Origin of the sequence: Acidovorax sp. WCS2018Noco2-16 (genome assembly GCF_031843945.1) — a bacterium.
In the GTDB taxonomy this organism is placed as follows: domain Bacteria; phylum Pseudomonadota; class Gammaproteobacteria; order Burkholderiales; family Burkholderiaceae_C; genus Paracidovorax.
The window spans coordinates 604,326-626,836 of the sequence record NZ_JAVTJJ010000002.1; the positions used below are offsets into that span (position 1 = coordinate 604,326).

Consider the following 22,511-nt stretch of genomic DNA (forward strand, 5'->3'; position numbering starts at 1 on the left):
TTAGCACTCCAGCCTAAACCCATCAGCGGTCAATGCACAGGCCGACCAAGCCGCTTGCTCGCCCTGGATATCGCGTAATTCACCAGGCAGTACAGCGCTGCAACAACCAAGTACACAGGCACCAGCGAGTGATAGTTAGCGATCAGCACCCTGGCGTTTTGCATGAGCTCACCATAGGTGACGACATAACCGAAGGTGGTGTCCTTGACCACGATGACCAGTTGCGCGACCAGTGCTGGGACGATGTAGCGAAGGGCCTGGGGAAAGACGACGACGAAAAACACCTGGGCTTGGGTCATTCCCAGGCTGCGCGCTGCATCGGTCTGGCCGCGTGGAACGGCGAGCACGCCCGCGCGGTACACCTCGGCCACCACGGCGGCGGTGCTGAAGGCCACGGGCAAGGTCAGCATCCAGTAGGTGCTCAGCTTGATCCCCACCGATGGCAACACCAGAAAACACACGTAGATGAGCAGCAGCGTGGGCGTGCCGCGCAGGAACTCAATCACCGCGATGCTCGGCCAGCGCACGAACTGCGGCCGCGACTGACGCCCCAACATCAGCACCAATCCAAGGATCAGCGCGATGACGGCGGCCATGGCCGCAGATGCCAGCGTGCCGAGCAGGCCTTTGGCCAGAAAGGCCCAGGTCGTGGGCCAGGCGAAGAATGTCCAGAACCTGGCGTCGAGTTGCCCAGCGGTGTGGAAGCGGAACACGACCGCCGCAGCCAGCAAGAGCAGCACGGCCGCTGCGGCCACGCTCACCGCACGTGTCACGGCCCGGGCCTGCGGGCTTGGCGCACCGAAAAGAATGTCTTCCAGAGTACGGCTCATCGCAGAATCCGCGCCTTCTTTTCCAGTGCGGCGCCCGCCCACGCGATCAGCAAACCACTCGCCACATACATCGCGGCGGCCACCGCGAAAGCGGCCATACCGGCTGCGGAATCGGTGGCGATCTTGGACACGAGCGTGGTGAGTTCCCTGCCCGGAAACGGCACCTGCGACGCCAGCGAGGTGGACAGCATCAGCGCGATGAGCAGCGAGGTCATCGGCTGCACCACCGCGCGCAGCGCCTGCGGCATGACCACCGCTGTGATGACGCGCATCGGCCGCATGCCCAGGCTGAGTGCAGCCTCGGCCTGGCCACTGGCGACGGTGTTGATGCCCGTGCGCAGGTAGTCCGCCGTGAAGGCGGAACACACCAGCGTCAGCGTGAGGATCACGGCAGGCTCATAGTCGATGAGGACGTTCAGATCGGGCAGCGCGAACACGATGAAGATCAGCAGCGCCACGCTGGGAATACTGCGGAAGGTCTCGACGTAGACGGTCAGCCCGAAGCGCAGCGGCGGCAGCGGCAAGAGCCGAAGCACCGTCACGGCCATGCCCAGCAAGAAGCCGGGCACGAACGACAGGGCCGTGAGCTTCCAGGTCAGCAAAAGGGCCTGCCCGAAGGCAGGCCCGTAGTCGGCCAGGAGCCTGGAAACTTCACCCATCGCTTAAGGCAAGGCGGGCGGCGTCGGCACGGCTGTGCTGCCGGTGCGCTGACCGATGGAAATGGTCCACAGCTTGGCCCAGGTACCGTCGGCTTCGATCTTCTTCAGAAAGGTATTGATGAAGGCCGCGCCGTCCGAGCCCTTGGCCAGGCCAATGCCGTACGGGTCTTGCGCACCGAAGGGCGCGCCCGCCAGCTTGGCGTCGCCGGTGCCCAGGCTCAGGGCGTTGAGCAGCAGCGTGTAGTCGGTCACGTAGGCGTCTACGCGGCCCTGGCGCAGTGCGTCGAGCGCTTCCTGGTGGGTCTGGAAGTCTTGAACGGTCGCCTTGGGCGCGAATTGCGCCAGGATCGCCGGCCCCGTGGAGCCGGCCTGCGTGGCGGTCTTCTTGCCGGCCAGATCGGTGTGCGACTGGATCGTCTTGTTGTTGGCCTTGACCAACACCCCGGCCTGCGATGTGTAGTAAGGCCCTGCGAACGAGATTTTCTCGGCACGCGCGGGGGTGATCGAGTAGGTAGCGAGCACCAGGTCGACCTGGTCGTTGATGAGCACCTGCTCGCGCGTGGACGAGTTCACCTGCGTGAACTGGACCTTGGCTCCATCACCCAGGATGTAGCGCGTCAAAAGCTGCGCCACCCCTGCGTCAAAGCCACGCATCTTGCCGTCTTTCTCGTTGAGCAACGAAAAGAGATTGGAGGTTTGCGTACCGCCCAGGCGCACGGTGCCGGCTTGCTTGATCTTGCTGGCCCAGGTGCTCGATGCGATGGTGGCAGCGTCGGCCACTGGGCCTTGCGCGACCAGCGCGTCGAACGCGGCTGCATTGATGGGCGTGCCCTGTGCAAAGACCGAGACACCGGCAACGACAGCCAGCGCCACCACGGTGGATTTCAGAATGGATTGGATTGGCATGCAGTCCTCTTGATGGGTGGGTTACGTAAATCAATGTATAGCAGTTATGGAGTGTGCAAGTCCAAACAGCCCATTCCCACCGCGCCAACGCACGCCGTCACGCGCGCCCATCCGGCGCGAGTCGCTCAGCCCATCTCGTACCAACGATAAGCTGCGACCACCTCATTGAGTCGAGCACCGAACGGCCTGCGTGAGCCCAGAGTCGACGGCCGAAGGCCCTGGGGGCCTCGAATGCGGCCTCGTGCTGAGGGTGACTGAGGGTGATCTTCCGAGGAGATTCGCATCAGCACACAGCGCGCCATTCGGTCTGCGGGCACGTCCGCGTCTCCGAAGGCTGCCGTCTTGGCATGCAGGAAAAGATCCAACGCCACCGCATCTCCGATCTCGCGGAACGCATCGACGGTTTCCTGGTAACGGTTGCCGCTGGAGTCGATGAAGATGAAGATGAAGATGAAGATGAAGAGCTGGCCGAACCCTCCGCGTCATGCACCTCGCCAGAGGGGCATTGGGCAGCCAAGGAAGCCGGTTTCCGTGCGGGAGCGAGCAACAGGCCCGCCCAGCGGAATGCCGGCGGAGCCAGCGCCTAGTGGATAGCGTCAGTGAGTGTGCTCGCCGTAGTAATCATTGCCGCGCGAGAACTCTACGAACACGCAGGCCTCGTCGCCCACAGACCAGGCGTCGTGCCCGGGTGGAAGAAGCATGACGTCGTTTTTGGAGAAATCTTCCACCGAGCCATCGTCCATCACGACGCGCAGGGTGCCTTGCATCACCAGTGCCACATGCGGCAGGGCGCAGCTGTGCGTTCCGGCTACTGGCTTGAGGTCGTTCGACCATTTCGCTCCCACATTGAACGTCACGCGAGTGACAGCCACCCCGTTCAATTCGACCGTCTGCTTGTCGATCAAGCCATATGAAGAGCCCGGCGCGAGGTCCAGGTTGCCCTTCTGCATTTTTGGATCGTATGACACGTTTATTCCTTAACGGTAAGTACAAGAAGTCAGAGAGAACAAAGACAACAGCCGAGATTCCTCAGCATGGAAAATGAGCAAAAACCGTGCCTTTCATCGCATCAGATCAACTCCGCCCGAACGCCTCTGGGCAGTGGGATGAATCCACAAGCCACAGGATTCCTGCACAGAAAAGTGGCGCATTCGTCCATGCGCAAAAGACGGGGCGCCTTGATGGCACTCGCACGCACCTCCATGGGGCAGCGCCAACACTCCACACCGGCACAAGCGGGCCACCCTGACTGCGCCAACGCACGCTGTCACGCCAGCCCATCCGGCTCAGACGGCTCAGTCCAGCTTGTACAACTGGTGAGCCTCGACCACCTCGTTGAGTCGAGCACCGAACTGCTCCGCGTGGTTCCAGAACCGCCGGTCGAGGGCGTCGAGCGCTTCGGATGCGGCGTCATATCCGGGGTGATCTTCCGAACAGGTTCGCATCAGCGCATAGCGCGCCGCCCGATCTGCGGGCACGTCTGCGTCGCCAAAGGCTGCATTCTTGGCCTGCAGCAAAAGATCCAGCGCGACCGAATCTCCGACATCGCGAAGCGCATCGACGGTTTCCTGGTAATGGTTGCCGCTGGAGTTGGTGAAGAACTGGTCGAAGCCTCCGTTGTGCACTTCGCCAGACAAAACATTCAGCAGGTAATAAAGCCGGTCGCCGTGGGGCAGCGCGTCAAAACCTTCGCCTTTGTAAACCCGGTCGACCAGCGCGCTCCAATACCGAGACTCCGCAGATTCCCGGTAGGCACGCTCGGCCTCGCGAGCCTGCCGCTGCGACTCGCCGCGCTCTTCGATGGAGCGTGTGTTGCCCCGCACGCACGGCATGCACAGCCCGTTGTTGGCGGCGGCCGTGTCGGGGTGAATCGAGTCACCGCATCGGGTACATGGAAGGCGTTGCATGGGCTGGATTCCTCCTTCAGAAATTGAACAACAAGTCCCTGGTGGACGGACTCACGTCAAGCCCTCGTTGGCCTGCATGCTTTGCGCATCGGCTGCGCCTCCATTCCGAAAGCCCTGGCAGGCAAGCCTTCCGCGACGAACCCATTGCGGAGATAGAACGGCCGAGCTGTACGTGTGCTTTCAAGATGCAATGCATCAATGCCCGTTCGATGTGCATGCGCTTCGATGGCCGCAAGCAACGCCTTGCCGACTCCAGTAAAGCGCATGGGCGGAGCAACATAGCAAAGCGTCACCTCACCGCTCGCCAAGGCCGAAGCGAAACCGATCGTTTGCCCATCCACACAAGCAACGAACGAAAAAGTACCCGGTGTCAGGATAACGCCGCGCATGAATGCCGGCGTCTTGTTGCGCAGCCAAGCGTTCAGAACTGAGCGGTCACCACCATGGTCGTCGACGCAGCATTCAGTGATGGACCGCCGGATGACGTCGCAGGCTGCGTCAGCATCCTGTTGCGTGGCAGGTCGAACGTTGAGCTTCACTTGTTCTCCCATCATCGGGTTCGATCAAATCAGGCCACGCGCGGCTTCACCTTGCTCGCCGCCAGCTTGGCGTTGGCGCGCGCGGTGTCCACGTCATCCGCACGCGCCACGGCCACGCCCATGCGGCGCTTGGTGAAGCTCTCGGGCTTGCCGAACAAACGCAGGTCGGTGCCGGGCACGGCCAGTGCCTCGGCCACGCCGTCGAAGACGATGCCTTGCGCATCGACGCCGCCGTAGATCACGGCGCTGGCGCCGGGGTTGCGCAGGCTGGTGTCCACGGGCAGGCCCAGGATGGCGCGGGCGTGCAGCTCGAATTCGCTCTGGTGTTGCGTGGCCAGCGTGACCAGGCCAGTGTCGTGCGGGCGCGGGCTTACTTCGCTGAACCAGACCTCGTCGCCCTTCACGAACAGTTCCACACCGAACAGGCCCAGGCCCGACGACTGGCCGTCCAGGCCGCGGCCCAGGTCGTCCGTCACGGCTTTGGCGATGTCCTTGGCGCGTTGCAATGCCAGCGAAGGCATGGGCTGAGGCTGCCAGCTTTCCACATAGTCGCCCGCCACCTGCACGTGGCCGATGGCTTCGCAGAAGTGGGTCTGGATGCTGCCATCGGCCGCCTTGGCGCGCACCGTCAGCAGGGTGATTTCGTATTCGAAGTCGATGAAGCCTTCGACGATGACGCGGCCGTGACTGACGCGGCCACCGGCCATGGCGTAGTCCCAGGCTTTTTGCACGTCGGCCGGGCCGTCGAGCTTGCTCTGGCCCTTGCCGGAGCTGCTCATCACCGGCTTGACCACGCACGGAAAGCCGATGGCGGGCTGGCCGTCGGTGCCATCGATGGCGGCCTGCAGTTCCTGCACCGAATCGCAGAAGCGATAGGGGCTGGTAGGCAGGCCCAGGGTTTCGGCGGCCAAGCGGCGGATGCCTTCGCGGTCCATGGTCAGGCGCGCGGCGCGTGCGGTGGGAATGATGCGCACGGTGCCGGCGGCCTCCAGCTCTTCAAGCATGGGCGTGGCGATGGCCTCGATCTCTGGCACGACCAAATGCGGGCGCTCGGCCTCGATCAGGCTTTTGAGCTGCGCCGGGTCGCTCATGGTGATGGTGCGCGCGTGGTGCGCCACCTGCTGGCCGGGCGCGTTCTCGTAGCGGTCCACCGCCGTGGTTTCCACGCCCAGGCGCTGCAGGGCGATGAGGACTTCCTTGCCCAGCTCACCGCTGCCGAGCAGCATCACTTTGGTGGCGTTGGGGGAGAGAGGGGTGCCGAAGGTGGTCATGGGCAAAGCGGGGCTGAGGGTGGACGATGAACGGCAGAAGCCGGTGTGCCCGAATCATAAAAGAGGCCGGCTCGCCCTCCCCCATCTCATCCACCCGCATTTGCGGACTCGCCTCAATACTGCCTGTACGGCAGAAATTTGGCCGACAGCACCACGTTCACACGGTCGCCCTTAGGGTCGGCCTCGCGGGTGATGTCCATGCTGAAATCGATGGCGCTCATGATGCCGTCGCCGAATTCCTCGTGGATCAGCTCCTTGATAGTGGTGCCGTATACGCTCACGATTTCGTACCAGCGGTAGATCAGCGGGTCGGTCGGCACGGGCGTGGGCAGCGAGCCCTTATACGGTACGACCTGCAGCCACTTCTGCTCTTCTTCGGTCAGGTTGAAGATTTTGCCCAGCACCTGTGCCTGCTCGGGCGATGCGGTCATTTGCCCCAGGCAGAGCGCCGTGGTCCATTCCTTGGACTGGCCGACCTGGGCGGCGATCTCGTGTCATTGCAGGCCTTGGACGACCTTGGTGCCGATGATTTTTTCAGTGACGTCGTTGCGGTTCATGGGGGTGAAAGCTCCTGTGGAGGGGGGACGAATGCGTGCCCACAACGGCAAGCAACGCGCGTGCCACCGCCCTTTCCATCCAGCCTCTTCAACCGCCGCTGCGCAGCAGATCCACCGCCTTCTCCGCAATCATGATGGTGGGCGCGTTGGTGTTGCCGCTCACGATGCGCGGCATGACGGAGGCATCCACCACGCGCAGCCCCTGCATGCCGTGCACGCGCAGCTGGGCGTCGACCACGTCGAGCGGGCCAGGGCCCATGCGGCAGCTGCCCACGGGGTGGTAGACGGTGTCGGCATGCAGCTCGATGAACTGCGCGATGTCTTCGTCGCTCTGAGCGGCGGCGCTGCGGGCCAGCTCGCGTGCGCCGTGCGCGGCCAGCGCCGGCTGCAGCAGAATTTCGCGCATGCGGCGCACGCCCAGCACCAGGCGCTGCAGGTCGTCCTTGTCGGCAAAGAACGCCGGGTCTACCAGCGGCAAGGCATGCGGGTCGCTGCTGGCCAGCGTCACCCGGCCTCGGCTTCGAGGCTGCAGCAGGCAGACGTGGCACGAATAGCCGTGGCCCCAGCTCATCTCGCGCCCATGGTCCAGCAGCTTGGCGATGACGAAGTGCAGCTGCAGGTCGGGCGCCGCTTCTTGCGGCCGGCTTTTAATGAAGCCGCCCGCCTCCGCAAAGTTGGTCGTCAGCAGGCCGGTGCGCCGTGCACGCCATTCGCGCACGCCCCGCAGCAGGTTGTGCGCGCCGGGCAAAGACAGGCCAAACAGGTCGGTGAGCGCCGGCGCGTCCATCACCTGCACCACGTCGGGGTGGTCGTGCAGGTGCTCGCCCACGCCGGGCAGGTCATGCACCACCGGCAGGCCGTGGCGCTGCAATTGCGCGGCGGGGCCCACGCCCGAGAGCATCAGCAGTTGGGGCGACAGCAACGCGCCGGCGGACAGCAGCACCTCGCGCGCGGCGCGCACGGTGTGCAGCGCGCCGCCCTGGCGGTATTGCACGCCCACGGCGCGCCGGCCTTCGAAGAGGATGCGCGTGGCGTGCGCGCCGGTTTCCACACGCAGGTTGGGGCGTGCGCGGTGCGGCGTGAGATAGGCCTTGGCAGCGCTGAAGCGCTCGCCCGCGCGGTGGGTGACCTGGTACAGCCCCACGCCTTCCTGCGACGCGCCATTGAAGTCGTCGTTGCGCGGGTGGCCCGCCTGCACGCCGGCATCGACGAACGCGCGGGCGATGCGGTGGGGCGACTGCAGGTCGGCCACGTTCAGCGGCCCGCCGGTGGCGTGCCACGCGCTGGCGCCGCGCTCGTTGTGCTCGGCGCGCAGAAAGTACGGCAACACGTCGGCCCAGGCCCAGCCGGGGTTGCCCGCCACATGCGCCCAGTGGTCGTAGTCGGCAGGCTGGCCGCGCACGTAGATCATGGCGTTGATGGAGCTGGAGCCGCCCAGCACGCGGCCGCGCGGCTGCAGGCCCCGGCGCCCGCCCAGGCCGGGCTGGGGCGTGGTGTGCTGGTTCCAGTTCAGGTTCTTGACGCGGCCCAGGCCCGCCAGGCCAGCGGGGCAGTGGATGAGCGCGCTGGTGTCGGGCGGCCCGGCCTCCAGCAGGCACACGCGCACGGAGGGGTCTTCGCTGAGCCGGCCGGCCAGCACGCAGCCGGCCGAGCCGCCACCGATCACGATGTAGTCGAACATGGTTGTCGCTGCCTCCCTGGTGTCTGGTCCCTGGTCTGCTTGTACCACCGGCGTGCACGCCCGCCAACCGCACGCGCGACGGCTGGGTGCGGGATTGCCGATACCATCGAAGCGACTTTCGACCGCTTTCATCAGCCATCATTTCCGGCATTCAACTAGGGGACTCACATGACGATCACGACCGTCGGCATCATCGGCGCGGGCACCATGGGCAACGGCATTGCGCAGGCGTGCGCGGTGTCGGGCATTGACGTGGTGATGGTGGACATTTCCGACGCAGCCGTGCAAAAGGGCCTGGCCACCGTGGCAGGCAGCCTGGACCGGCTCATCAAGAAGGAAAAGATCACCGCCGCCGACAAGGACGCAGCGCTGGCGCGCATCAAGACCTCGACCAGCTATGACGACCTGAAGGCTGCGCAACTGGTCATTGAGGCCGCCACCGAGAACTTCGATCTCAAGGTGAAGATCTTGAAGCAGGTCGACGGCATCGTGGCGCCGGAGGTCATCGTCGCGTCCAACACCTCGTCGATCTCCATCACCCAGCTGGCCGCCGTCACGTCGCGGCCCGAGCGCTTCATCGGCATGCACTTCTTCAACCCCGTGCCGATGATGGCGCTGGTGGAGATCATTCGCGGCCTGCAGACCAGCGACGCCACGCACGACGCGGTGAAGGCGCTGGCCGAAGCGCTGGGCAAGAGCCCCATCACCGTGAAGAACGCGCCCGGCTTCGTGGTCAACCGCATCCTGGTGCCGATGATCAACGAGGCCTTCTTCGTGCTGGCCGAAGGCCTGGCGACGCCGGAAGACATCGACGCCGGCATGAAGCTGGGCTGCAACCAGCCCATCGGCCCGCTGGCACTGGCCGACATGATCGGCCTGGACGTCTGCCTCGCGGTGATGAACGTGTACCTGACCGAATTTGGCGACAGCAAATACCGGCCCTGCCCGCTGCTCAAGGAAATGGTGGCCGCCGGCCGCCTGGGGCGCAAGACAGGGCGCGGCGTGTACGCGTATTGAGTGGCCGGGGTGGCGCCCCTGCGCAGCGGGCCAGAAAGCCGCCCTCTTCGGACTTTGAGCAAAAAGTGCCTCCAGCGCTTGGTAAATAAGCGCTTGCAGCTATTACTTTAATAGCGTCAAAGTGCATCCACCGATGGGAGTTGCAAGCCCCTGGCACCCGCCGGCAAAAGCCACCACCCCGGCAGTGGCTTTCTCGATTCAATTGCACACAATTCAATTGTTCGCAATAATTCAACACATGACAGCCACCACCGCCCCACAGACCACTGCCGGCATCGCCGCTGCTGAGCTGCTGCGGCTGGACAACCAGGTCTGCTTTGCGCTGTATTCGGCCTCGCTGGCGATGACCAAGCTCTACAAGCCGCTGCTGGACGCCATCGGCCTGACCTATCCGCAATATCTGGTGATGCTCACGCTCTGGGAGCGCGACGGCCTGACGGTGTCCGAACTGGGCGAGCGCCTGTTTCTCGACTCCGGCACGCTCACCCCGCTGCTCAAGCGGCTGGAGGCGTCGGGCCACGTCAGCCGGCTGCGCGACATGCAGGACGAGCGCCGTGTGCGCATCACCCTCACGCCGCAAGGCCGCGCGTTGCGCCAGCAGGCCGAGCGCATTCCGCCGTGCGTGCTGGAAAGCACGCAATGCACGCTGCCCGAACTCACTGCGCTGACGCAGCAACTGACCACACTGCGCGCCCGGCTGGGCCACCCGCCCGGCCCGGCCGCTTGAAGCAACCCCTTTCACCCTGGCCTGAACGGGCCATTTTTCAACCCGCAATCGAAGGAAACGCACCATGACCACGCTCGACAAAGTTCTCTACACCGCCCGCGCCCACACCACCGGCGGCCGTGACGGCGCCTCGCGCACCGACGATGGCCGCCTGGACGTGACGCTGTCCGCACCCGGCACCAGCGGCACCGGCACCAACCCCGAGCAGCTGTTCGCTGCCGGCTACTCGGCCTGCTTCATCGGCGCGCTGAAGGCCGTCGGCGGCAAGATCGGCATCGCCGTGCCGCAAGACGTGTCGGTGGACGCTGAAGTGGACCTGGGCACCATTCCAGACGCCTACGGTATTGCCGCCCGCCTGAAGGTCAGCCTGCCCGGCCTGGACAAGGAACAAGCCCAGAAGCTGGTGGACGCCGCCCATCAGGTGTGCCCGTACTCCAACGCCACGCGCGGCAACATCGACGTGACGATCACGCTGGCCTAAGAACTTCCGGTCGCCCGCCCCCATCGATGCCTGCGCGCTGCGCGGGCTATCGAAACCATAGCCGCCAGCGCTTTATTCATAAGCGCTGGCGGCTTTTTTCATTCTCAGCCCGGTGGGAATGAGCGCCTTGACCGTGGTTGCGGCCGGGTCGCATTCGGGGCAGTCGGCTGCACGCACGGCACGCGCCGACAATGCAGGCCATGCAGATGCCCTCAGATCCCTCCCTCGACACCGCACCCGGCGGCTCCCACCCTTACTCGGCGCTCACCCCGGACCTGGTGCTCGACGCGCTGGCGAGCGTGGGCCTGTATGGCGACGGCCGGCTGATGGCCCTGGGCTCGTACGAGAACCGGGTCTACCAGGCCACGCTGGAGGACGACGGCGCGCGCGTGGTCGCCAAGTTCTACCGCCCAGGCCGGTGGAGCGAGGCGCAGATCCTGGAAGAGCACGCTTTCGCGGCCGAGCTCCATGAGGCCGAAGTGCCCATGGTCGCGCCGCTGGCCATCGACGGCAGCACGCTGCACACGCACGCCGGCTTTTCGTTTTCCGTCAGCCCCTGGCGCGGCGGGCGCACGCCCGAGCTGGACGACTTCGAGGTGCTGGAATGGATCGGCCGGTTCCTGGCGCGCATCCACACCGTGGGCGCGGCCCGGCCCTTCGTGCACCGCTCGGCCATCGACGTGCAGACGATGGCCCAAGAGCCCTTCGACTGGCTGCTGGGCCACGAGATCATTCCGCTGGACCAGCAATCAGCCTGGCGCGACGCCTGCACGAAAGCTATTGATTTAATAGCTGCTAGCGCTTATCCAGCAAGCGCTGGAGGCAGTTTTGGCTTGAAATCCACCACCGCCATCCGCCTGCATGGCGACTGCCACCCCGGCAACGTGCTGTGGACGCCGCTGGACGAATACGGCCGGGGCGGCCCGCACTTCGTGGACCTGGACGACGCCCGCACCGGCCCCGCCGTACAAGACCTGTGGATGATGCTGTCGGGCGACCGCCGCCAGCGCACGCAGCAGCTGTCGGCCCTGCTGGACGGCTACGAGCAGTTCCGCAGCTTCGACCGCCGCGAGCTGGCGCTGATCGAGCCGCTGCGCACGCTTCGCCTCATCCACTACAGCGCCTGGCTGGCGCGCCGCTGGGCCGACCCGATCTTTCCCATCAACTTTCCGTGGTTCGGCAGCAGCGACTACTGGCGCGGCCAGGTCAACATGCTGCACGAGCAGATCGAGGCGATGGGCGAGGAGCCGTTGGCGGCTTGAGAGCCCGCCTCGGGGTGGTGTGCGCGGCCAGTGCGCCACGACGTGCAAACAATGATTTCACGGGCAAGAAAGACTGCGCGCTCTATCTTTGCGCCCGCTGAAGCCCAGGCCACAGCCGGTGTGCACGCACGCCACACCCTGAAATCGATGACGCGCCCCTGCCGTTGAAGCCCCTTCTCAGGTCCCTCCACGCGGCCGGTTTCTCCCCCAACTAAGCGCATCGCGGTTCTTGTAGACGACATCATCCTGCGAGAGCTGATCCAGGCCACCCTGGAGCGCGCCGGCCACGCCCACCAGGGCTACGGCCAGGCCGGCCCGCTGCTGCGCGATCTGCACCGCGAAACCTTCGACCTGGTGCTGGTGGACTGGCATCTGCCCGGCATGGATGGCCCGGACGCCGTACGCGCCATGCGCAAGGCCGCCCCGGCGACCATGCCCATCGTCTTTCTCACGCGGCGCAACACCGGGCAGTACGTGGTGGATGGGCTGGACTGGGGCACGGACGAATACATGATCAAACCGGTCCGCATGGGCGAGCTGCTGCGCGCATCAACGCCCTGCTGCGCCGGGCCTACCCGGCCGCCATGTCCGGCACGCTGGACTTCGGCCGCGACCGCTTCGACGCGCAAAGCCGCAGCCTGTGGGTGGATGGCGTGCAGGTGGCGCTGAAGAACAAGGAATACGAAGTGGCGCTGTGCCTCTTCCAGAACATGGGCCGCGTGCTGTCGCACGCGCACTTGCAAGAGCTGGTGTGAAAGGAAGACGCCGCCGAGGCCAGTTCGCGTGCGCTGGCGGTGTAGGCCTCGCGCCTGCGCAGCAAGCTGAACCTGAACGCCGGCGGCGGATTCGCGTTGACCGCGGTGTACCGCACGGGCTACCGGCTGCACGCGCAAACGGGCAGCCAACCCCTCTGCCCATAGCCCGCCGAGCGGCGAGGCGTTGTCTCAGCGTGCCAGCGACTGCTTCCAGCCCTGCACGATCACGGTGTTGAAGAACTGCCTGTCCAGCCACAGCCACACCAGCACCGGCGTGAGCGTGGGAAGCACCAGCACCCCGAACTGGTAGCCGTACACGATGGCCTCCAGTTCCCAGCCGCCCACGCGCAGCACGGCCGGGTCCATGCGCGCAGCCAACGCCATCTGCATCAGCAAAAACATCACCATGCTGACTGCCTGCGCGGGCAGCAGCAGCAGGTAGCCCACCACCGCGCGCCGCAGCCGCCCGTCGGCCCTGCCGGCCACCCGCGCCGCCAGCAGCAGGGCCAGGAAGATCGGCAAGCCGTAGGCATATCGCCCCGGGTCGGCGTCCAGCGAGATCTCTGCGCGCCGGCCACCGGCCTGGTCGACCGCCACTTCCACCGTGGTGTCCACCTCGATGAGGCCAGGCGCCGTGCGCACGGAGCGCACCCACATCGGCGTGGCGCGCTCCAGCGCCATGTGTGAGATGACCGCCACGGGGTAGGACGTCCACGGGGAGATCTTGGTCCACAGCAAGGTCAGCACCACCACACCTGCAAAGGCGGACAGCGCAAAGGTCACCAGCACCGACGGGCGTCGCATTTCATTTCCTTTTTTGGTTGCGGGGGTCGCATCAGCGGGTTGAGAGCCGCTGAAGCACAGCGCCCCTCGGGCATCATGCGGCCGGCTTGGCGTGGGGCGACAGATCCAGCGACGAGCTGACCACACCGCCACCGGACGGCGGGCGCACCGGCGTGCGGCGGGCCATGGGCGGCGGCGGGGGCTCGTCGGGCGGTGGTGGCGGCGCATTCAGCCGGGCCGCGCGCGCGCCGGCGCGCACCCACAGCAGCCAGACCACCAGCACGTCGAGCATGATCAAGCCCTGCCAGAGGAATTCATGGGCGAAGTCGAACACCGCGGTATTCCACTGGCCCAGATAGAAGAGGCTGATCACCCGCACCACGTTCAGCGCCTGCACCGCCACGAACCCGGCGACCAGCCCCATCAGCTTGTGCCGCCACGTGGACGGAAACGCCATGATCGCGGCGAACAGCACGATGCAGGCCTCGATGCCGTTGCAGCCAGGCTCGATGGACACCCCGAAGCCCGTCACCTGGTTCCACAGCACCTTGCCCGATGCAGCGGCCGAGCTGTCGAACCACATGACCAGGGTGGCGCACATGCGCGCCAGCAGGGCCGTCCAGGGCAGCACGATGTGCTGCTGCACCCAGTTCAGCATGTTGAGACCGAAGAGCGACAGTTGCAGGAACAGGAAAAGGGCGAAGAAGCGCAGCATGGCGATGGGGGCGAAAGGATAGGCAAAAAGTCAGGCCGCCTTGAGAGACTGAAACCCAGAAGGGGTGGCCTGTGCCGTATCAATTATCTATCGGCCCCGTGTGGCGGGGCCTGTGCTTTACCCGCGCCGCGTCGTCGGCAGGCGCCAAACCGCCCTGGCAGCTGAAGGTGGCCGACGAGGGCACGGTGCCGTTCAGGTTGGTGGGAAACGCGTCGCTCATCACCACGTTGGTGGCGCACGAGGGGCCTGCATTGTTCACCGTGATGGTGTAGCGGGTGCTCTCGCCAGCGACCAGGCCGTCGTTGGTGTGGCTCATCCCCAGCGTCACGTCCAGTTCGGCAGGGGTGAGCGTGGCTTCCGCGCTGGCCGTGTTGTTGTCCAGGCGCATTTCCGTGGTGGTCGTCGTTGGTGCCGTTACTGTCGTTGATCTGGCTGGCGCGGGCGATAGCCGTGTTGCTGCAGGCGCCCGAAACTGCCACCTTGGGCCGACTGACGACGGCAGTGTTCACCGACGCCCCTGGGGCCAGCGAGGCGATGGTGCAGGTGAGGGTGCGGGAATCGCTGTTGGCGTTTCCGTTCGGAGCCGGACAGGTGGCGCCCGCACCGGGCGTGGCCGACACGAAGCCGCCGCCAGGGTAGCGCGGGCTGCCAGCGGTGGGTGTATCGATGGCCGAGCAGCGGGTGCGGCAACTGGCATCGGCCTGTGCGTTGAACCACACCGCGCTGATGCGCAGGCAAACCCATGCGCTGAGCGGCGCCGCAGGCAGCTTCGGGCTGCAGCGCCTGGGCGAGCTGGCCCAGACGCTGGAAACCTACCTGGAACGGGGCGAGCCGCCGGACAAACTGGCGCGGCTCACCGCAGAGATCGAGGCCTGCGCGCTGCGCGGCCGGGCCTTGCTGCGCAGCGCCCAAGCTGCGGCGGCAGACGATGTCGCTGCAGCGCGAACCCTCGCCTGACCGGGGCGGGCGCTGCAGCATCAGCCTGCAGCACCACCGCCCCCACGCTCAGGCCAGCAGCGCGTTGACCCGCTTCACGTAGGCAGCCGGGTCTTCCGGCAGGCCGCCTTCGGCCAGCAGCGCCTGGTCGAACAGGATGTGCGCCAGGTCGTGAAAGTGCACGCTGCCTTCGAGCTTCTTGACCAGCGCGTGGTCGGGGTTCACTTCCAGCACGGGTTTGGTGTCGGGCGCCTGCTGGCCGGCCTGCTTGAGCAGGCGCGCGAGCTGCGTGCTCATGCCGTCGTCGCTGGTCACCAGGCAGGCCGGTGAATCGACCAGTCGGGTGGTGATGCGCACGTCCTGGGCCTTGTCCTTCAGGGCTTCCTTCAATTGCGCCAGCAGGGGTTTGAAGCTCTCCGCTGCTTCTTCGGCAGCCTTCTTCTCGGCCTCGTCCTGCAGCGTGCCCAGATCGACCGCGCCCTTGGCAACAGACTGCAATGGCGTGCCGTCGAAGTCCTGCAGGTAGTTCAGCGCCCACTCGTCCACGCGGTCGGCCATCAGCAGCACTTCGATGTCCTTCTTCTTGAACACTTCCAGCTGCGGGCTGTTGCGGGCAGCGGCCAGCGTGTCGGCGGTGATGTAGTAGATGGTCTCCTGGCCTTCCTTCATGCGGGCCTTGTAGTCGGCCAGCGAGACGGTGGGGCTGTCCGTGGTGGTGGACGGGAAGCGCAGCAGCTTGGCGATGCGGTCGCGGTTGCCGAAGTCTTCGCCCAGGCCTTCCTTGAGCACCGCACCGAACTCGGCGTAGAACTGCGCGTACTTGCCTTCCTTGGCCCTGTCTTCGTCGCTCACCACGTCGGTCACGCCATCAGCGCCCTCACCTGCCGTGTGCTGGTCGTGCTTGGCCAGGTCTTCCAGCATCGACAGCACGCGCTTGGTCGAGCCCTCACGGATGGCGCGCACGTCACGGCTTTCCTGCAGCAGCTCTCGGCTCACGTTCAGCGGCAGATCGCTGGAGTCGATCACGCCCTTCACGAAGCGCAAATACGTGGGCATCAGCGCCTCGGCGTCGTCCATGATGAAGACGCGCTTCACATACAGCTTCACGCCCGCCTTCTTGTCGCGGTTCCACAGATCGAACGGCGCCTTGGCCGGGATGTAGAGCAGCTGCGTGTATTCAGTGTTGCCTTCCACGCGGTTGTGGCTCCAGGTGAGCGGGTTCTCGTGGTCGTGGCTGATGGCCTTGTAGAACTCCTGGTACTGCTCGCCCGTGATGTCCTTCTTGGGGCGCGTCCACAGCGCGCTGGCCTTGTTGACGGCTTCCCACTCGCCGGTCTTGGCCATCTCGCCGGGCTGGTCGTTTTCACCCTCTTTCCACTCTTCCTTTTCCATCAGGATGGGCAGGCTGATGTGGTCGGAATACTTGGCGATGACGGACTTGAGCTTCCAGGCATTCAGGAACTCTTCGGCGTCGTCGCGCAAGTGCAGGATGACACTGGTGCCGCGTTGCGCGCGGGTGATGGTCTCCACCTCGAAGTCGCCCGTGCCGCCGCTGATCCAGCGCACGCCTTCGCTCGCCGGCGCGCCCGCGCGGCGCGATTCCACCGTGATCTTGTCGGCCACGATGAAGCCCGAATAGAAGCCCACGCCGAACTGGCCGATCAGCTGGCCCTGCTCGGACGCGGTGGCCTTCTGGTCGCCCGAGAGCTTGCCCATGAAGTCCTTGGTGCCGCTCTTGGCGATGGTGCCCAAGTGGTCGATGGCTTCTTGCTCGCTCATGCCGATGCCGTTGTCGGTGATGGTGAGCGTCTTGGCGGACTTGTCGAAGGCCACGCGCACTTCGAGGTTGGGCGCGTCTTCGTACAGCGTGCCGTCATTGAGCGCCTCGAAGCGCAGCTTGTCGCACGCGTCGGACGCATTCGAGATCAGCTCGCGCAGGAAGATTTCCTGGTTGGAGTACAGCGAATGCGTGACCAGGTGCAGCAGTTGCGCCACTTCGGCCTGGAAGGAATGGGTTTGCTTGCTCATGGTGGATGTCTGACTGGAACAGGTTCACAAAAAATAACGATGCCCGCTCATGTCGGGGCGGGGCCGCCATTATCAAGAAGCTTCGAGAGGCTCGGCCAGGCAACCCGGCCGCCGCTGCCACGGACGAGGGCAGCATTGTTCACATTCCACGGCCTCTACTCTCCGTTTCCCTTCCTAAGATGGCGCAGAGCCCGCCGACGTTGTCGTTGCGGGCTTTTTGCATCCACTCATACCCACAAGCAACAGGAGGGGCGCCATGGGCAGCCAAAGCAACATCAAAAAATGGACCGCCGAATTTATCGGCACTTTCTGGCTGACCTTCGGCGGCTGCGGCAGCGCCGTGCTGGCGGCCGCGTTCCCGCAATGGGGCATCGGCCTGCTGGGCGTGTCGCTGGCCTTTGGCCTGACGGTGCTGACCGGCGCCTATGCCTTCGGGCCCATCTCTGGCGGACATTTCAACCCGGCCGTCTCCATCGGGCTGGCGCTGGGCGGACGCTTTCGGGCTGCAGAACTGCCCGGCTACATCGCCGCGCAGGTGCTGGGCGCCATCGCTGCAGCCGGCCTGCTGTACCTGATCGCCACCGGCAAGCCAGACGCCGACCTGGGCGGCTTTGCCACCAACGGCTACGGCGCGCACTCGCCCGGCAGTTACAGCCTGAGCGCCGCGCTGATCACCGAGGTCGTGCTGACCGCCGTCTTCCTGCTGGTGATTCTGGGCGCCACCGCACGGCGCGCGGCAGAGGGCTTTGGCGGAGTGGCCATCGGTCTTGCGCTCACCCTCATCCACCTGATCTCCATTCCGGTCACCAACACATCGGTCAACCCGGCCCGCAGCACCGGCCCCGCGTTGTTCGGACCCGAGGTCGCCCTGTCGCAACTCTGGCTGTTCTGGGCTGCGCCGATTGCCGGCGCGCTCATCGGTGCGGCGATCTACCAATGGCTGCTGTCCGACGACTGACGCTTTTCGATTCTCATTCGGTCGCCTGCGGCCCGCACGGGCCGATGGCGTTTCGACTACGAGGCGCCTCCAGTGGCCGCCGGGTTCATTCGCTATGCAATGGATAGCTGACAGCGCTCTACAGGTGGGCGTTTCCCATACAAAACCCTGTGAAATGCTTACAGGGCAAGCGCTGCCAGCTCTCTTTTTTGATCAGAACTGCTCGTTCGGCCCCAGGTAGCGCCACTGCCCGACGGGCAGGTTGCCCAGCACCACGCGCCCGATGCGGATGCGCTTGAGGCCCACCACTTTCAGCCCAACCTGCTCGCACATGCGGCGGATCTGACGCTTCTTGCCCTCGTTCAGCACGAAGCGCAACTGCTCGGGGTTCTGCCAGTCCACCTTGGCGGGCCGCAACGGCTGGCCGTCCAGCGAAAGGCCGTGGCACAACCGCGCCAGTTGCTCGGCCGGGAACGCGCCCTGCACGTCGATGGCCACATCGCCGTACTGCACGCGTACCAGGTATTCCTTGTCCACGTCGGAGTTCTCGCCGATCAGCTGGCGCGCCACGCGGCCGTCCTGCGTCATCACCAAGAGGCCGACGGAGTCGATGTCCAGCCGGCCGCAGGGCGCCAGCCCGCGCAGGTGCGGTGGCGTGAAGCGCAGCCCGCTCGGGTCTTCGCGCCAGTGCGTGCGCGGGTTGATCAGCGCCACGGCCGGGGTGTGGCCGTCCTCGGCCTGGCCGCTCACATAGCCCATGGGCTTGTGCATCAGGATGGTGACCTGCCGCTCCTGCTGGCCGCGCGCCTGCGGGTCCACCTCGATGCGGTCGGTCGCCGTCACCTGCAGGCCCATGACGGCCAACTCGCCGTTCACGCGCACCCAGCCCAGGGCCACCCAGTCGTCGGCCTCGCGCCGCGAACACAGGCCCAGCTCGGCCATGCGCTTGTTCAGCCGCATGGTGTCGCCCGCCTGCGCAGCGCGCGGCGCCGCGGCCGTAGCGGGCACGGCGCGGGGGCCGGGGCCGCGTGCCGGTGAGTAAGCAGATGGAGACGACGGCCCGGCGCGCCAGCCAGGTTGAGACGGAGACGGCGCGCCCGACACGTTCGCCCGCCCGCCGGCGGGCGGGCGACCGCCGCCGCCGCCGCCGCCGCCGCCGGCAGCAGAACGCGCGCCAGCAGGCGGGCGCGGAGCGGCCGGTGGGCGTGGCGCTGGCGTGGCAGCCCGGCGTGCGGGGGGCACGGCGGGCGGCGCGCCTTCGGGGCGGCGCAGCGTGGGGCGGGCAGGCGGGCTGGCCGCGCCGTCTGCAGAGCGGAGCGGATCGGCGCTCGAACGGGGGGCGGAGCCGGAAGGAGGACGGGAGGGCGGCGTGTCAGACATGCCGCTATTGTCTCGCGCCTGCACGCCCTGCGAGCCTGCGCGACAACTGAGGCCGTCGCCAGGGGCCGCGCAGGCGCTCAGGCCACCGGCTGCAAGGCCGGCATTGCGGCATGCGTGCGCGCCAGCCAGGCCAGAAACTCGCTCACCGGCAGCGGCCGGCTGATGAAGTAGCCCTGCGCGTCGTCGCAGTCCAGGCCTTTGAGGCGCTGCAGCACTTCTTCGGTCTCCACGCCTTCGGCCACTACCGACAGGCCGAGGTTGTGAGCCAGGTCGATGGTCGAGCGCACGATTTGCGCATCGCCGTCGGCGGACGCCATGCCCATCACGAACGACTTGTCGATCTTCAGCTCATCGACCGGCAGGCGCCGCAGGTAGCCCAGCGACGAATAGCCGGTGCCGAAGTCGTCGATGGACAGCCGAAAACCCAGCTCCGAGAGCCGGTTCAGCATGGCTTCGGCGCGCTGCGGGTCGTCCATGATGGCGCTCTCGGTGATCTCCAGGCAGAACGCCTCGGCGGCCACGCCGTGCAGCGTCAGCAGCGCGCTGAGCTTGTGGTGCAGCTCCGGGTCCAGCAGGTCGCGGGTGGACAGGTTCACCGACACCCGCAGCCCGGTGGCGCGCACGACAGGGTCGGCCAGCAGGCGCACCACTTCGCCGAATACCCAGAGCGTGAGCTGGCGCACGAAGCCGGTCTGCTCGGCAAACGGAATGAACAGCATCGGCGGCACCAGCCCGCGGTCGGGGTGCTGCCAGCGCACCAGCGCCTCGGCCGCGCAGCCGGGCGGGCCGTTCAGCGCCACCTTGGGCTGCAAAAAGAGCCGCAGCTCGCCATGGTCCACGGCGCGGCGCAGCTCGGTCAGCATCGACAGGCTTTGCGGGCTCGACGAGTCCATCGCGGTGTCGTAGTGCAGCGCGCCGCTCAGGCGTTGCTTGGCCGCGTACATGGCGATCTCGGCGTGGCTCAGCAGGGTGTCTGCGTCGGCGGCTGGGCCGGGCCAGCAGGCCATGCCGATGCCGGCGCTCACATCGAGCGTCTGGTCGCCGAAGGCCAGCGGGGTTTCGAGCGCGCGCGAGATGCGCTGGGCAATGGCTGCCGCTTCGTCCGGCCCGGCGCCGGGCAGCAGCATGGCGAAGGCATTGCCGCCCAGGCGCGCGACGACGTCGTCGACCGACCGGGCCTGGCTGCCGATGCGCTCGGCCACGGCCTGCAGCAGCCGGTCGCCCGTGGCGTAGCCCAGCACGCCGTTGACGTGCTTGAACCGGTCCAGGTTGAGCGACAGCACGGCCAGCGGCCCGGTCTGTCCGCCGGACTCGAGGGCTTGCATCAACAGCGCGCGAAAGTGCTCCCGGTTGGGCAGGCCGGTCAGGCGGTCGGTATGCGCCAGCCGGTGGATTTCGGCCTGCTGCCCGGCGATGTCCAGCCGCATGCGATCGAACGCACGCGCCAGGTTGCCGATCTCGTCCTTGCGCCCGGTGTAACCCATAGGCACCGCGTAGTTGCCGTGCGACATGCGCTGCGTGGCCGCGATCAGCGAGCGCAGCGGCACCGTCAGGCGGTGGGCCATCCAGCCGTTGGCGGCGGCAAACAGCAGCACGCCGGCCAGCGTGATGACGCCCAGCAGCACCTGCAGTCGCCGATAGGGTGCGACGACTTCGTTCACCGAGCGCAGGATCACGGCCTGCACCTGGCCGCCCAGGCTGTCCATGGGCACGGCGCGGCCCAGCAAGGCCCCTTTGTCGGTCTGCAGTTCCTGCACGGCACCTGTGCGGCGCAATTCGTCCACCACTGCGCCGGGCAGGCTGCTGACCGGCACCGTGTTGCTGCCGTCGGCGGCAGTCACCAGCACGGCCACGTCGGCCGAGCGCAGCTGCTGCAGCTCGATGGCCTGGGCCTGGCTGATCGGAAAGCCCATCAACACCCAGCCGATGAGCAAGGGCGCGCGCATGGGCACCATCACGAACTGGTACGGCACGCCGCCCACCACCAAGATACGGCTGTCCTGCCGGGAGCCCGACGTCAGCAGCGGCACCGCCTGGCCCAGGGCGACCTCGTAGTCGCCCGCGCCGCCCCTCACATTGGCTGACACCAGCGACATCTGCGTGTCCAGCAGTGCCGACACGGCGGCGCCGATGCGCTTGCCGTGGTTCTCCAGCACCGACTGCATGGTGTCCACGTCGCCCGACAGCACGGCCGAGCGAAAACCGTAATCGGCCGCCAGCAGTGCCGCGCCCTGCTGCAGTCGCTCGGCGTTGTGTTCCAGCACCCGCTGCCAGGCCCGCACGTCGCCGTCCAGCGCGGCATCGATCTGCATGCGGGCATTGCGGTCGATGGTGGCGCGCACCACCGCGAACCCTGCCAGCTGCACGCTGAGCAGCAGCAGCAGCGACAGGCCGACCAGCCGGCCAATGAGGCTGCGCGGCAAGGCGAGCCGCATCAGGGCCTCGCTCCGGCCAGCCGCACGACGACGGGCGCGCCGCCGGCATCGGCCACCGTTAGTGCCTGGCCATGGGCCGCCGCCCCCATGGGCAGGCTGGCGTGCCACACGCGTAGCTGGTAGCTGCCTGCCGGCACCTTGTCGATCTGCGCGCTGCCCGCGGGCGCGGCGCTCTGTGCGTAATAGGGCGTGTCCACCACCATCACCCAGCCCACCATCTGGTCGTGAATGTTGCAGCCCAGCACCGCCACGCCCACCTGGTCGAACAGCACCGGGTTGGCCGGCACGCCGGCGTACAGCTTGAGCTCGAATTTCTTGGTTGGAGAAAACGAATAGACGTGGTGCCGCACCGTGTCGCGATTGGGGAACCGCACCGCCGTGCCCACCGGCACCACCAGCACCTCGGGCGTGAAGCGCAGGTTCTGCTGGCCCATCTCGGCGTCGGCCAGCGGCCGGACCATGCGCTTGGCCTCGGGCGAGTCGAGAAACACCACAGCGCCCGGCAATGGCTTGCCCGCCCCGTCCTGTACCGTCACCTGCACCGTGGCGGCGCCGGCACACAGGCTCGCCAAGGCAAAGATTCCGAGGATCAGAAAGTCAGCCAAAAGCCGGCCTATGCGGCCGAGCGGTCGCATGGCAAGACCTTTATTTGTAACAATCACAGAGTGTAGATTCGACATCAACCGCGCTTTCACGGCAGCGCCG

The 22,511-nt window shown here is 66.4% G+C and carries 24 protein-coding genes and 2 pseudogenes; 10 read left to right on the forward strand and 16 right to left on the reverse strand.

Annotated elements, in window-relative coordinates; all coding sequences use genetic code 11:
• Nucleotides 1-29: 29 nt before the first annotated feature.
• The 3 genes from RQI28_RS08120 to RQI28_RS08130 are packed head-to-tail and all read right to left on the reverse strand — an operon-like array spanning nucleotide 30 to nucleotide 2,395.
• A complete protein-coding gene (locus RQI28_RS08120) occupies nucleotides 30-830 on the reverse strand; it encodes an amino acid ABC transporter permease (RefSeq protein ID WP_311223065.1) in 801 nt (266 codons plus the stop codon).
• On the reverse strand, nucleotides 827-1,489 hold the full coding sequence (locus RQI28_RS08125; RefSeq protein WP_311223064.1) for an ABC transporter permease subunit: 663 nt from the start codon (nucleotides 1,487-1,489) through the stop codon (nucleotides 827-829). Before RQI28_RS08125 ends, RQI28_RS08120 begins: the two co-directional genes overlap by 4 nt.
• 3 nt (nucleotides 1,490-1,492) lie before the next feature.
• Nucleotides 1,493-2,395, reverse strand: coding sequence for a glutamate ABC transporter substrate-binding protein (locus tag RQI28_RS08130; protein WP_311223063.1), 903 nt, complete (start codon nucleotides 2,393-2,395; stop codon nucleotides 1,493-1,495).
• Between the two features lie 347 nt (nucleotides 2,396-2,742).
• Between RQI28_RS08130 and RQI28_RS08135 the strand changes: the two genes are divergently transcribed.
• Nucleotides 2,743-2,982, forward strand: a complete 240-nt coding sequence (locus tag RQI28_RS08135) for a hypothetical protein (RefSeq protein WP_311223062.1) — start codon at nucleotides 2,743-2,745, stop codon at nucleotides 2,980-2,982.
• Nucleotides 2,983-2,991: 9 nt separating this feature from the next.
• On the opposite strand, the gene RQI28_RS08140 is transcribed toward RQI28_RS08135, so the two are convergent.
• From RQI28_RS08140 to RQI28_RS08165, 6 genes and pseudogenes are all read right to left on the reverse strand, one after another.
• Complete coding sequence (locus tag RQI28_RS08140; RefSeq protein ID WP_311223061.1) at nucleotides 2,992-3,363, reverse strand: cupin domain-containing protein; 372 nt, start codon at nucleotides 3,361-3,363, stop codon at nucleotides 2,992-2,994.
• Nucleotides 3,364-3,690: 327 nt separating this feature from the next.
• Complete coding sequence (locus RQI28_RS08145; protein WP_311223060.1) at nucleotides 3,691-4,302, reverse strand: DMP19 family protein; 612 nt, start codon at nucleotides 4,300-4,302, stop codon at nucleotides 3,691-3,693.
• 56 nt (nucleotides 4,303-4,358) lie between these two features.
• Nucleotides 4,359-4,856 (reverse strand): GNAT family N-acetyltransferase, encoded by a 498-nt coding sequence (locus RQI28_RS08150; protein ID WP_311223059.1) that lies wholly within the window; start codon nucleotides 4,854-4,856, stop codon nucleotides 4,359-4,361.
• 14 nt (nucleotides 4,857-4,870) lie between these two features.
• Entirely contained in the window at nucleotides 4,871-6,112 is a 1,242-nt protein-coding gene (gene purT, locus RQI28_RS08155; RefSeq protein ID WP_311223058.1) for a formate-dependent phosphoribosylglycinamide formyltransferase, read from the reverse strand.
• A gap of 113 nt (nucleotides 6,113-6,225) precedes the next feature.
• A pseudogene (gene cynS / locus RQI28_RS08160) lies at nucleotides 6,226-6,669 on the reverse strand (cyanase).
• Nucleotides 6,670-6,757: 88 nt separating this feature from the next.
• Nucleotides 6,758-8,350, reverse strand: a complete 1,593-nt coding sequence (locus RQI28_RS08165) for a choline dehydrogenase (protein ID WP_311223057.1) — start codon at nucleotides 8,348-8,350, stop codon at nucleotides 6,758-6,760.
• Nucleotides 8,351-8,518: 168 nt separating this feature from the next.
• Here RQI28_RS08165 and RQI28_RS08170 point away from each other — a divergent pair, with 168 nt between their 5' ends.
• From RQI28_RS08170 to RQI28_RS08195, 6 genes and pseudogenes are all read left to right on the forward strand, one after another.
• Nucleotides 8,519-9,367 (forward strand): 3-hydroxybutyryl-CoA dehydrogenase, encoded by an 849-nt coding sequence (locus RQI28_RS08170; protein ID WP_311223056.1) that lies wholly within the window; start codon nucleotides 8,519-8,521, stop codon nucleotides 9,365-9,367.
• 238 nt (nucleotides 9,368-9,605) lie between these two features.
• Nucleotides 9,606-10,094: a MarR family transcriptional regulator gene (locus RQI28_RS08175; protein WP_311223055.1), complete on the forward strand. Its 489-nt coding sequence runs from the start codon at nucleotides 9,606-9,608 to the stop codon at nucleotides 10,092-10,094.
• A 64-nt stretch (nucleotides 10,095-10,158) separates the two neighbouring features.
• On the forward strand, nucleotides 10,159-10,575 hold the full coding sequence (locus RQI28_RS08180; protein WP_311223054.1) for an organic hydroperoxide resistance protein: 417 nt from the start codon (nucleotides 10,159-10,161) through the stop codon (nucleotides 10,573-10,575).
• Nucleotides 10,576-10,781: 206 nt separating this feature from the next.
• Nucleotides 10,782-11,837, forward strand: coding sequence for a serine/threonine protein kinase (locus tag RQI28_RS08185; protein WP_311223053.1), 1,056 nt, complete (start codon nucleotides 10,782-10,784; stop codon nucleotides 11,835-11,837).
• Between the two features lie 270 nt (nucleotides 11,838-12,107).
• Nucleotides 12,108-12,326 (forward strand): annotated as a pseudogene (locus RQI28_RS08190) (response regulator); the annotation flags it as partial.
• Between the two features lie 95 nt (nucleotides 12,327-12,421).
• Nucleotides 12,422-12,592, forward strand: a complete 171-nt coding sequence (locus RQI28_RS08195) for a hypothetical protein (protein WP_311223052.1) — start codon at nucleotides 12,422-12,424, stop codon at nucleotides 12,590-12,592.
• A gap of 189 nt (nucleotides 12,593-12,781) precedes the next feature.
• Here RQI28_RS08195 and RQI28_RS08200 read toward each other — a convergent pair whose 3' ends face one another.
• From RQI28_RS08200 to RQI28_RS08210, 3 genes are all read right to left on the reverse strand, one after another.
• Nucleotides 12,782-13,396, reverse strand: a complete 615-nt coding sequence (locus tag RQI28_RS08200; RefSeq protein ID WP_311223051.1) for an exosortase H-associated membrane protein — start codon at nucleotides 13,394-13,396, stop codon at nucleotides 12,782-12,784.
• A gap of 73 nt (nucleotides 13,397-13,469) precedes the next feature.
• Nucleotides 13,470-14,090: an exosortase H gene (gene xrtH / locus RQI28_RS08205; protein ID WP_311223050.1), complete on the reverse strand. Its 621-nt coding sequence runs from the start codon at nucleotides 14,088-14,090 to the stop codon at nucleotides 13,470-13,472.
• Nucleotides 14,091-14,169: 79 nt separating this feature from the next.
• Nucleotides 14,170-14,478: a hypothetical protein gene (locus RQI28_RS08210; protein WP_311223049.1), complete on the reverse strand. Its 309-nt coding sequence runs from the start codon at nucleotides 14,476-14,478 to the stop codon at nucleotides 14,170-14,172.
• Between the two features lie 17 nt (nucleotides 14,479-14,495).
• Here RQI28_RS08210 and RQI28_RS08215 point away from each other — a divergent pair, with 17 nt between their 5' ends.
• Together RQI28_RS08215 and RQI28_RS08220 are read left to right on the forward strand one after the other, a co-directional pair.
• Complete coding sequence (locus RQI28_RS08215; RefSeq protein ID WP_311223048.1) at nucleotides 14,496-14,729, forward strand: hypothetical protein; 234 nt, start codon at nucleotides 14,496-14,498, stop codon at nucleotides 14,727-14,729.
• A 27-nt stretch (nucleotides 14,730-14,756) separates the two neighbouring features.
• Nucleotides 14,757-15,047 carry an Hpt domain-containing protein gene (locus RQI28_RS08220; RefSeq protein ID WP_311230417.1) on the forward strand — a complete coding sequence of 97 codons (291 nt, stop codon included), beginning with the start codon at nucleotides 14,757-14,759 and terminating at the stop codon, nucleotides 15,045-15,047.
• A 48-nt stretch (nucleotides 15,048-15,095) separates the two neighbouring features.
• Here RQI28_RS08220 and htpG read toward each other — a convergent pair whose 3' ends face one another.
• Nucleotides 15,096-17,054, reverse strand: coding sequence for a molecular chaperone HtpG (htpG, locus tag RQI28_RS08225; RefSeq protein ID WP_311223046.1), 1,959 nt, complete (start codon nucleotides 17,052-17,054; stop codon nucleotides 15,096-15,098).
• Between the two features lie 256 nt (nucleotides 17,055-17,310).
• Here htpG and aqpZ point away from each other — a divergent pair, with 256 nt between their 5' ends.
• Nucleotides 17,311-18,012 (forward strand): aquaporin Z, encoded by a 702-nt coding sequence (gene aqpZ / locus RQI28_RS08230; protein WP_311223045.1) that lies wholly within the window; start codon nucleotides 17,311-17,313, stop codon nucleotides 18,010-18,012.
• 192 nt (nucleotides 18,013-18,204) lie between these two features.
• On the opposite strand, the gene RQI28_RS08235 is transcribed toward aqpZ, so the two are convergent.
• The 3 genes from RQI28_RS08235 to RQI28_RS08245 form a co-directional block, all read right to left on the reverse strand.
• Nucleotides 18,205-19,371 (reverse strand): pseudouridine synthase, encoded by a 1,167-nt coding sequence (locus tag RQI28_RS08235; protein WP_311223044.1) that lies wholly within the window; start codon nucleotides 19,369-19,371, stop codon nucleotides 18,205-18,207.
• Nucleotides 19,372-19,448: 77 nt separating this feature from the next.
• Nucleotides 19,449-21,806, reverse strand: coding sequence for an EAL domain-containing protein (locus RQI28_RS08240; RefSeq protein WP_311223043.1), 2,358 nt, complete (start codon nucleotides 21,804-21,806; stop codon nucleotides 19,449-19,451).
• Nucleotides 21,806-22,441 carry a methylamine utilization protein gene (locus RQI28_RS08245; RefSeq protein WP_311223042.1) on the reverse strand — a complete coding sequence of 212 codons (636 nt, stop codon included), beginning with the start codon at nucleotides 22,439-22,441 and terminating at the stop codon, nucleotides 21,806-21,808. The genes RQI28_RS08240 and RQI28_RS08245 overlap by 1 nt, the downstream gene beginning before the upstream one ends.
• Between the last annotated feature and the right edge of the window lie 70 nt (nucleotides 22,442-22,511).

Coding starts and splice junctions, on each gene's coding strand:
- RQI28_RS08235 (WP_311223044.1), bottom strand. CDS start 19,371: ATGTCTGACACGCCGCCCTCCCGTCCTCCTTCCGGCTCCGCCCCCCGT.
- RQI28_RS08120 (WP_311223065.1), bottom strand. CDS start 830: ATGAGCCGTACTCTGGAAGACATTCTTTTCGGTGCGCCAAGCCCGCAG.
- RQI28_RS08130 (WP_311223063.1), bottom strand. CDS start 2,395: ATGCCAATCCAATCCATTCTGAAATCCACCGTGGTGGCGCTGGCTGTC.
- xrtH (WP_311223050.1), bottom strand. CDS start 14,090: ATGCTGCGCTTCTTCGCCCTTTTCCTGTTCCTGCAACTGTCGCTCTTC.
- RQI28_RS08165 (WP_311223057.1), bottom strand. CDS start 8,350: ATGTTCGACTACATCGTGATCGGTGGCGGCTCGGCCGGCTGCGTGCTG.
- RQI28_RS08170 (WP_311223056.1), top strand. CDS start 8,519: ATGACGATCACGACCGTCGGCATCATCGGCGCGGGCACCATGGGCAAC.
- RQI28_RS08185 (WP_311223053.1), top strand. CDS start 10,782: ATGCCCTCAGATCCCTCCCTCGACACCGCACCCGGCGGCTCCCACCCT.
- htpG (WP_311223046.1), bottom strand. CDS start 17,054: ATGAGCAAGCAAACCCATTCCTTCCAGGCCGAAGTGGCGCAACTGCTG.
- RQI28_RS08145 (WP_311223060.1), bottom strand. CDS start 4,302: ATGCAACGCCTTCCATGTACCCGATGCGGTGACTCGATTCACCCCGAC.
- RQI28_RS08200 (WP_311223051.1), bottom strand. CDS start 13,396: ATGCGACGCCCGTCGGTGCTGGTGACCTTTGCGCTGTCCGCCTTTGCA.
- aqpZ (WP_311223045.1), top strand. CDS start 17,311: ATGGGCAGCCAAAGCAACATCAAAAAATGGACCGCCGAATTTATCGGC.
- RQI28_RS08180 (WP_311223054.1), top strand. CDS start 10,159: ATGACCACGCTCGACAAAGTTCTCTACACCGCCCGCGCCCACACCACC.
- RQI28_RS08245 (WP_311223042.1), bottom strand. CDS start 22,441: ATGCGACCGCTCGGCCGCATAGGCCGGCTTTTGGCTGACTTTCTGATC.
- RQI28_RS08195 (WP_311223052.1), top strand. CDS start 12,422: ATGTCCGGCACGCTGGACTTCGGCCGCGACCGCTTCGACGCGCAAAGC.
- RQI28_RS08135 (WP_311223062.1), top strand. CDS start 2,743: ATGCAGGAAAAGATCCAACGCCACCGCATCTCCGATCTCGCGGAACGC.
- RQI28_RS08210 (WP_311223049.1), bottom strand. CDS start 14,478: ATGCGCCTGGACAACAACACGGCCAGCGCGGAAGCCACGCTCACCCCT.
- RQI28_RS08240 (WP_311223043.1), bottom strand. CDS start 21,806: ATGCGGCTCGCCTTGCCGCGCAGCCTCATTGGCCGGCTGGTCGGCCTG.
- RQI28_RS08175 (WP_311223055.1), top strand. CDS start 9,606: ATGACAGCCACCACCGCCCCACAGACCACTGCCGGCATCGCCGCTGCT.
- purT (WP_311223058.1), bottom strand. CDS start 6,112: ATGACCACCTTCGGCACCCCTCTCTCCCCCAACGCCACCAAAGTGATG.
- RQI28_RS08220 (WP_311230417.1), top strand. CDS start 14,757: ATGGCCGAGCAGCGGGTGCGGCAACTGGCATCGGCCTGTGCGTTGAAC.
- RQI28_RS08150 (WP_311223059.1), bottom strand. CDS start 4,856: ATGATGGGAGAACAAGTGAAGCTCAACGTTCGACCTGCCACGCAACAG.
- RQI28_RS08125 (WP_311223064.1), bottom strand. CDS start 1,489: ATGGGTGAAGTTTCCAGGCTCCTGGCCGACTACGGGCCTGCCTTCGGG.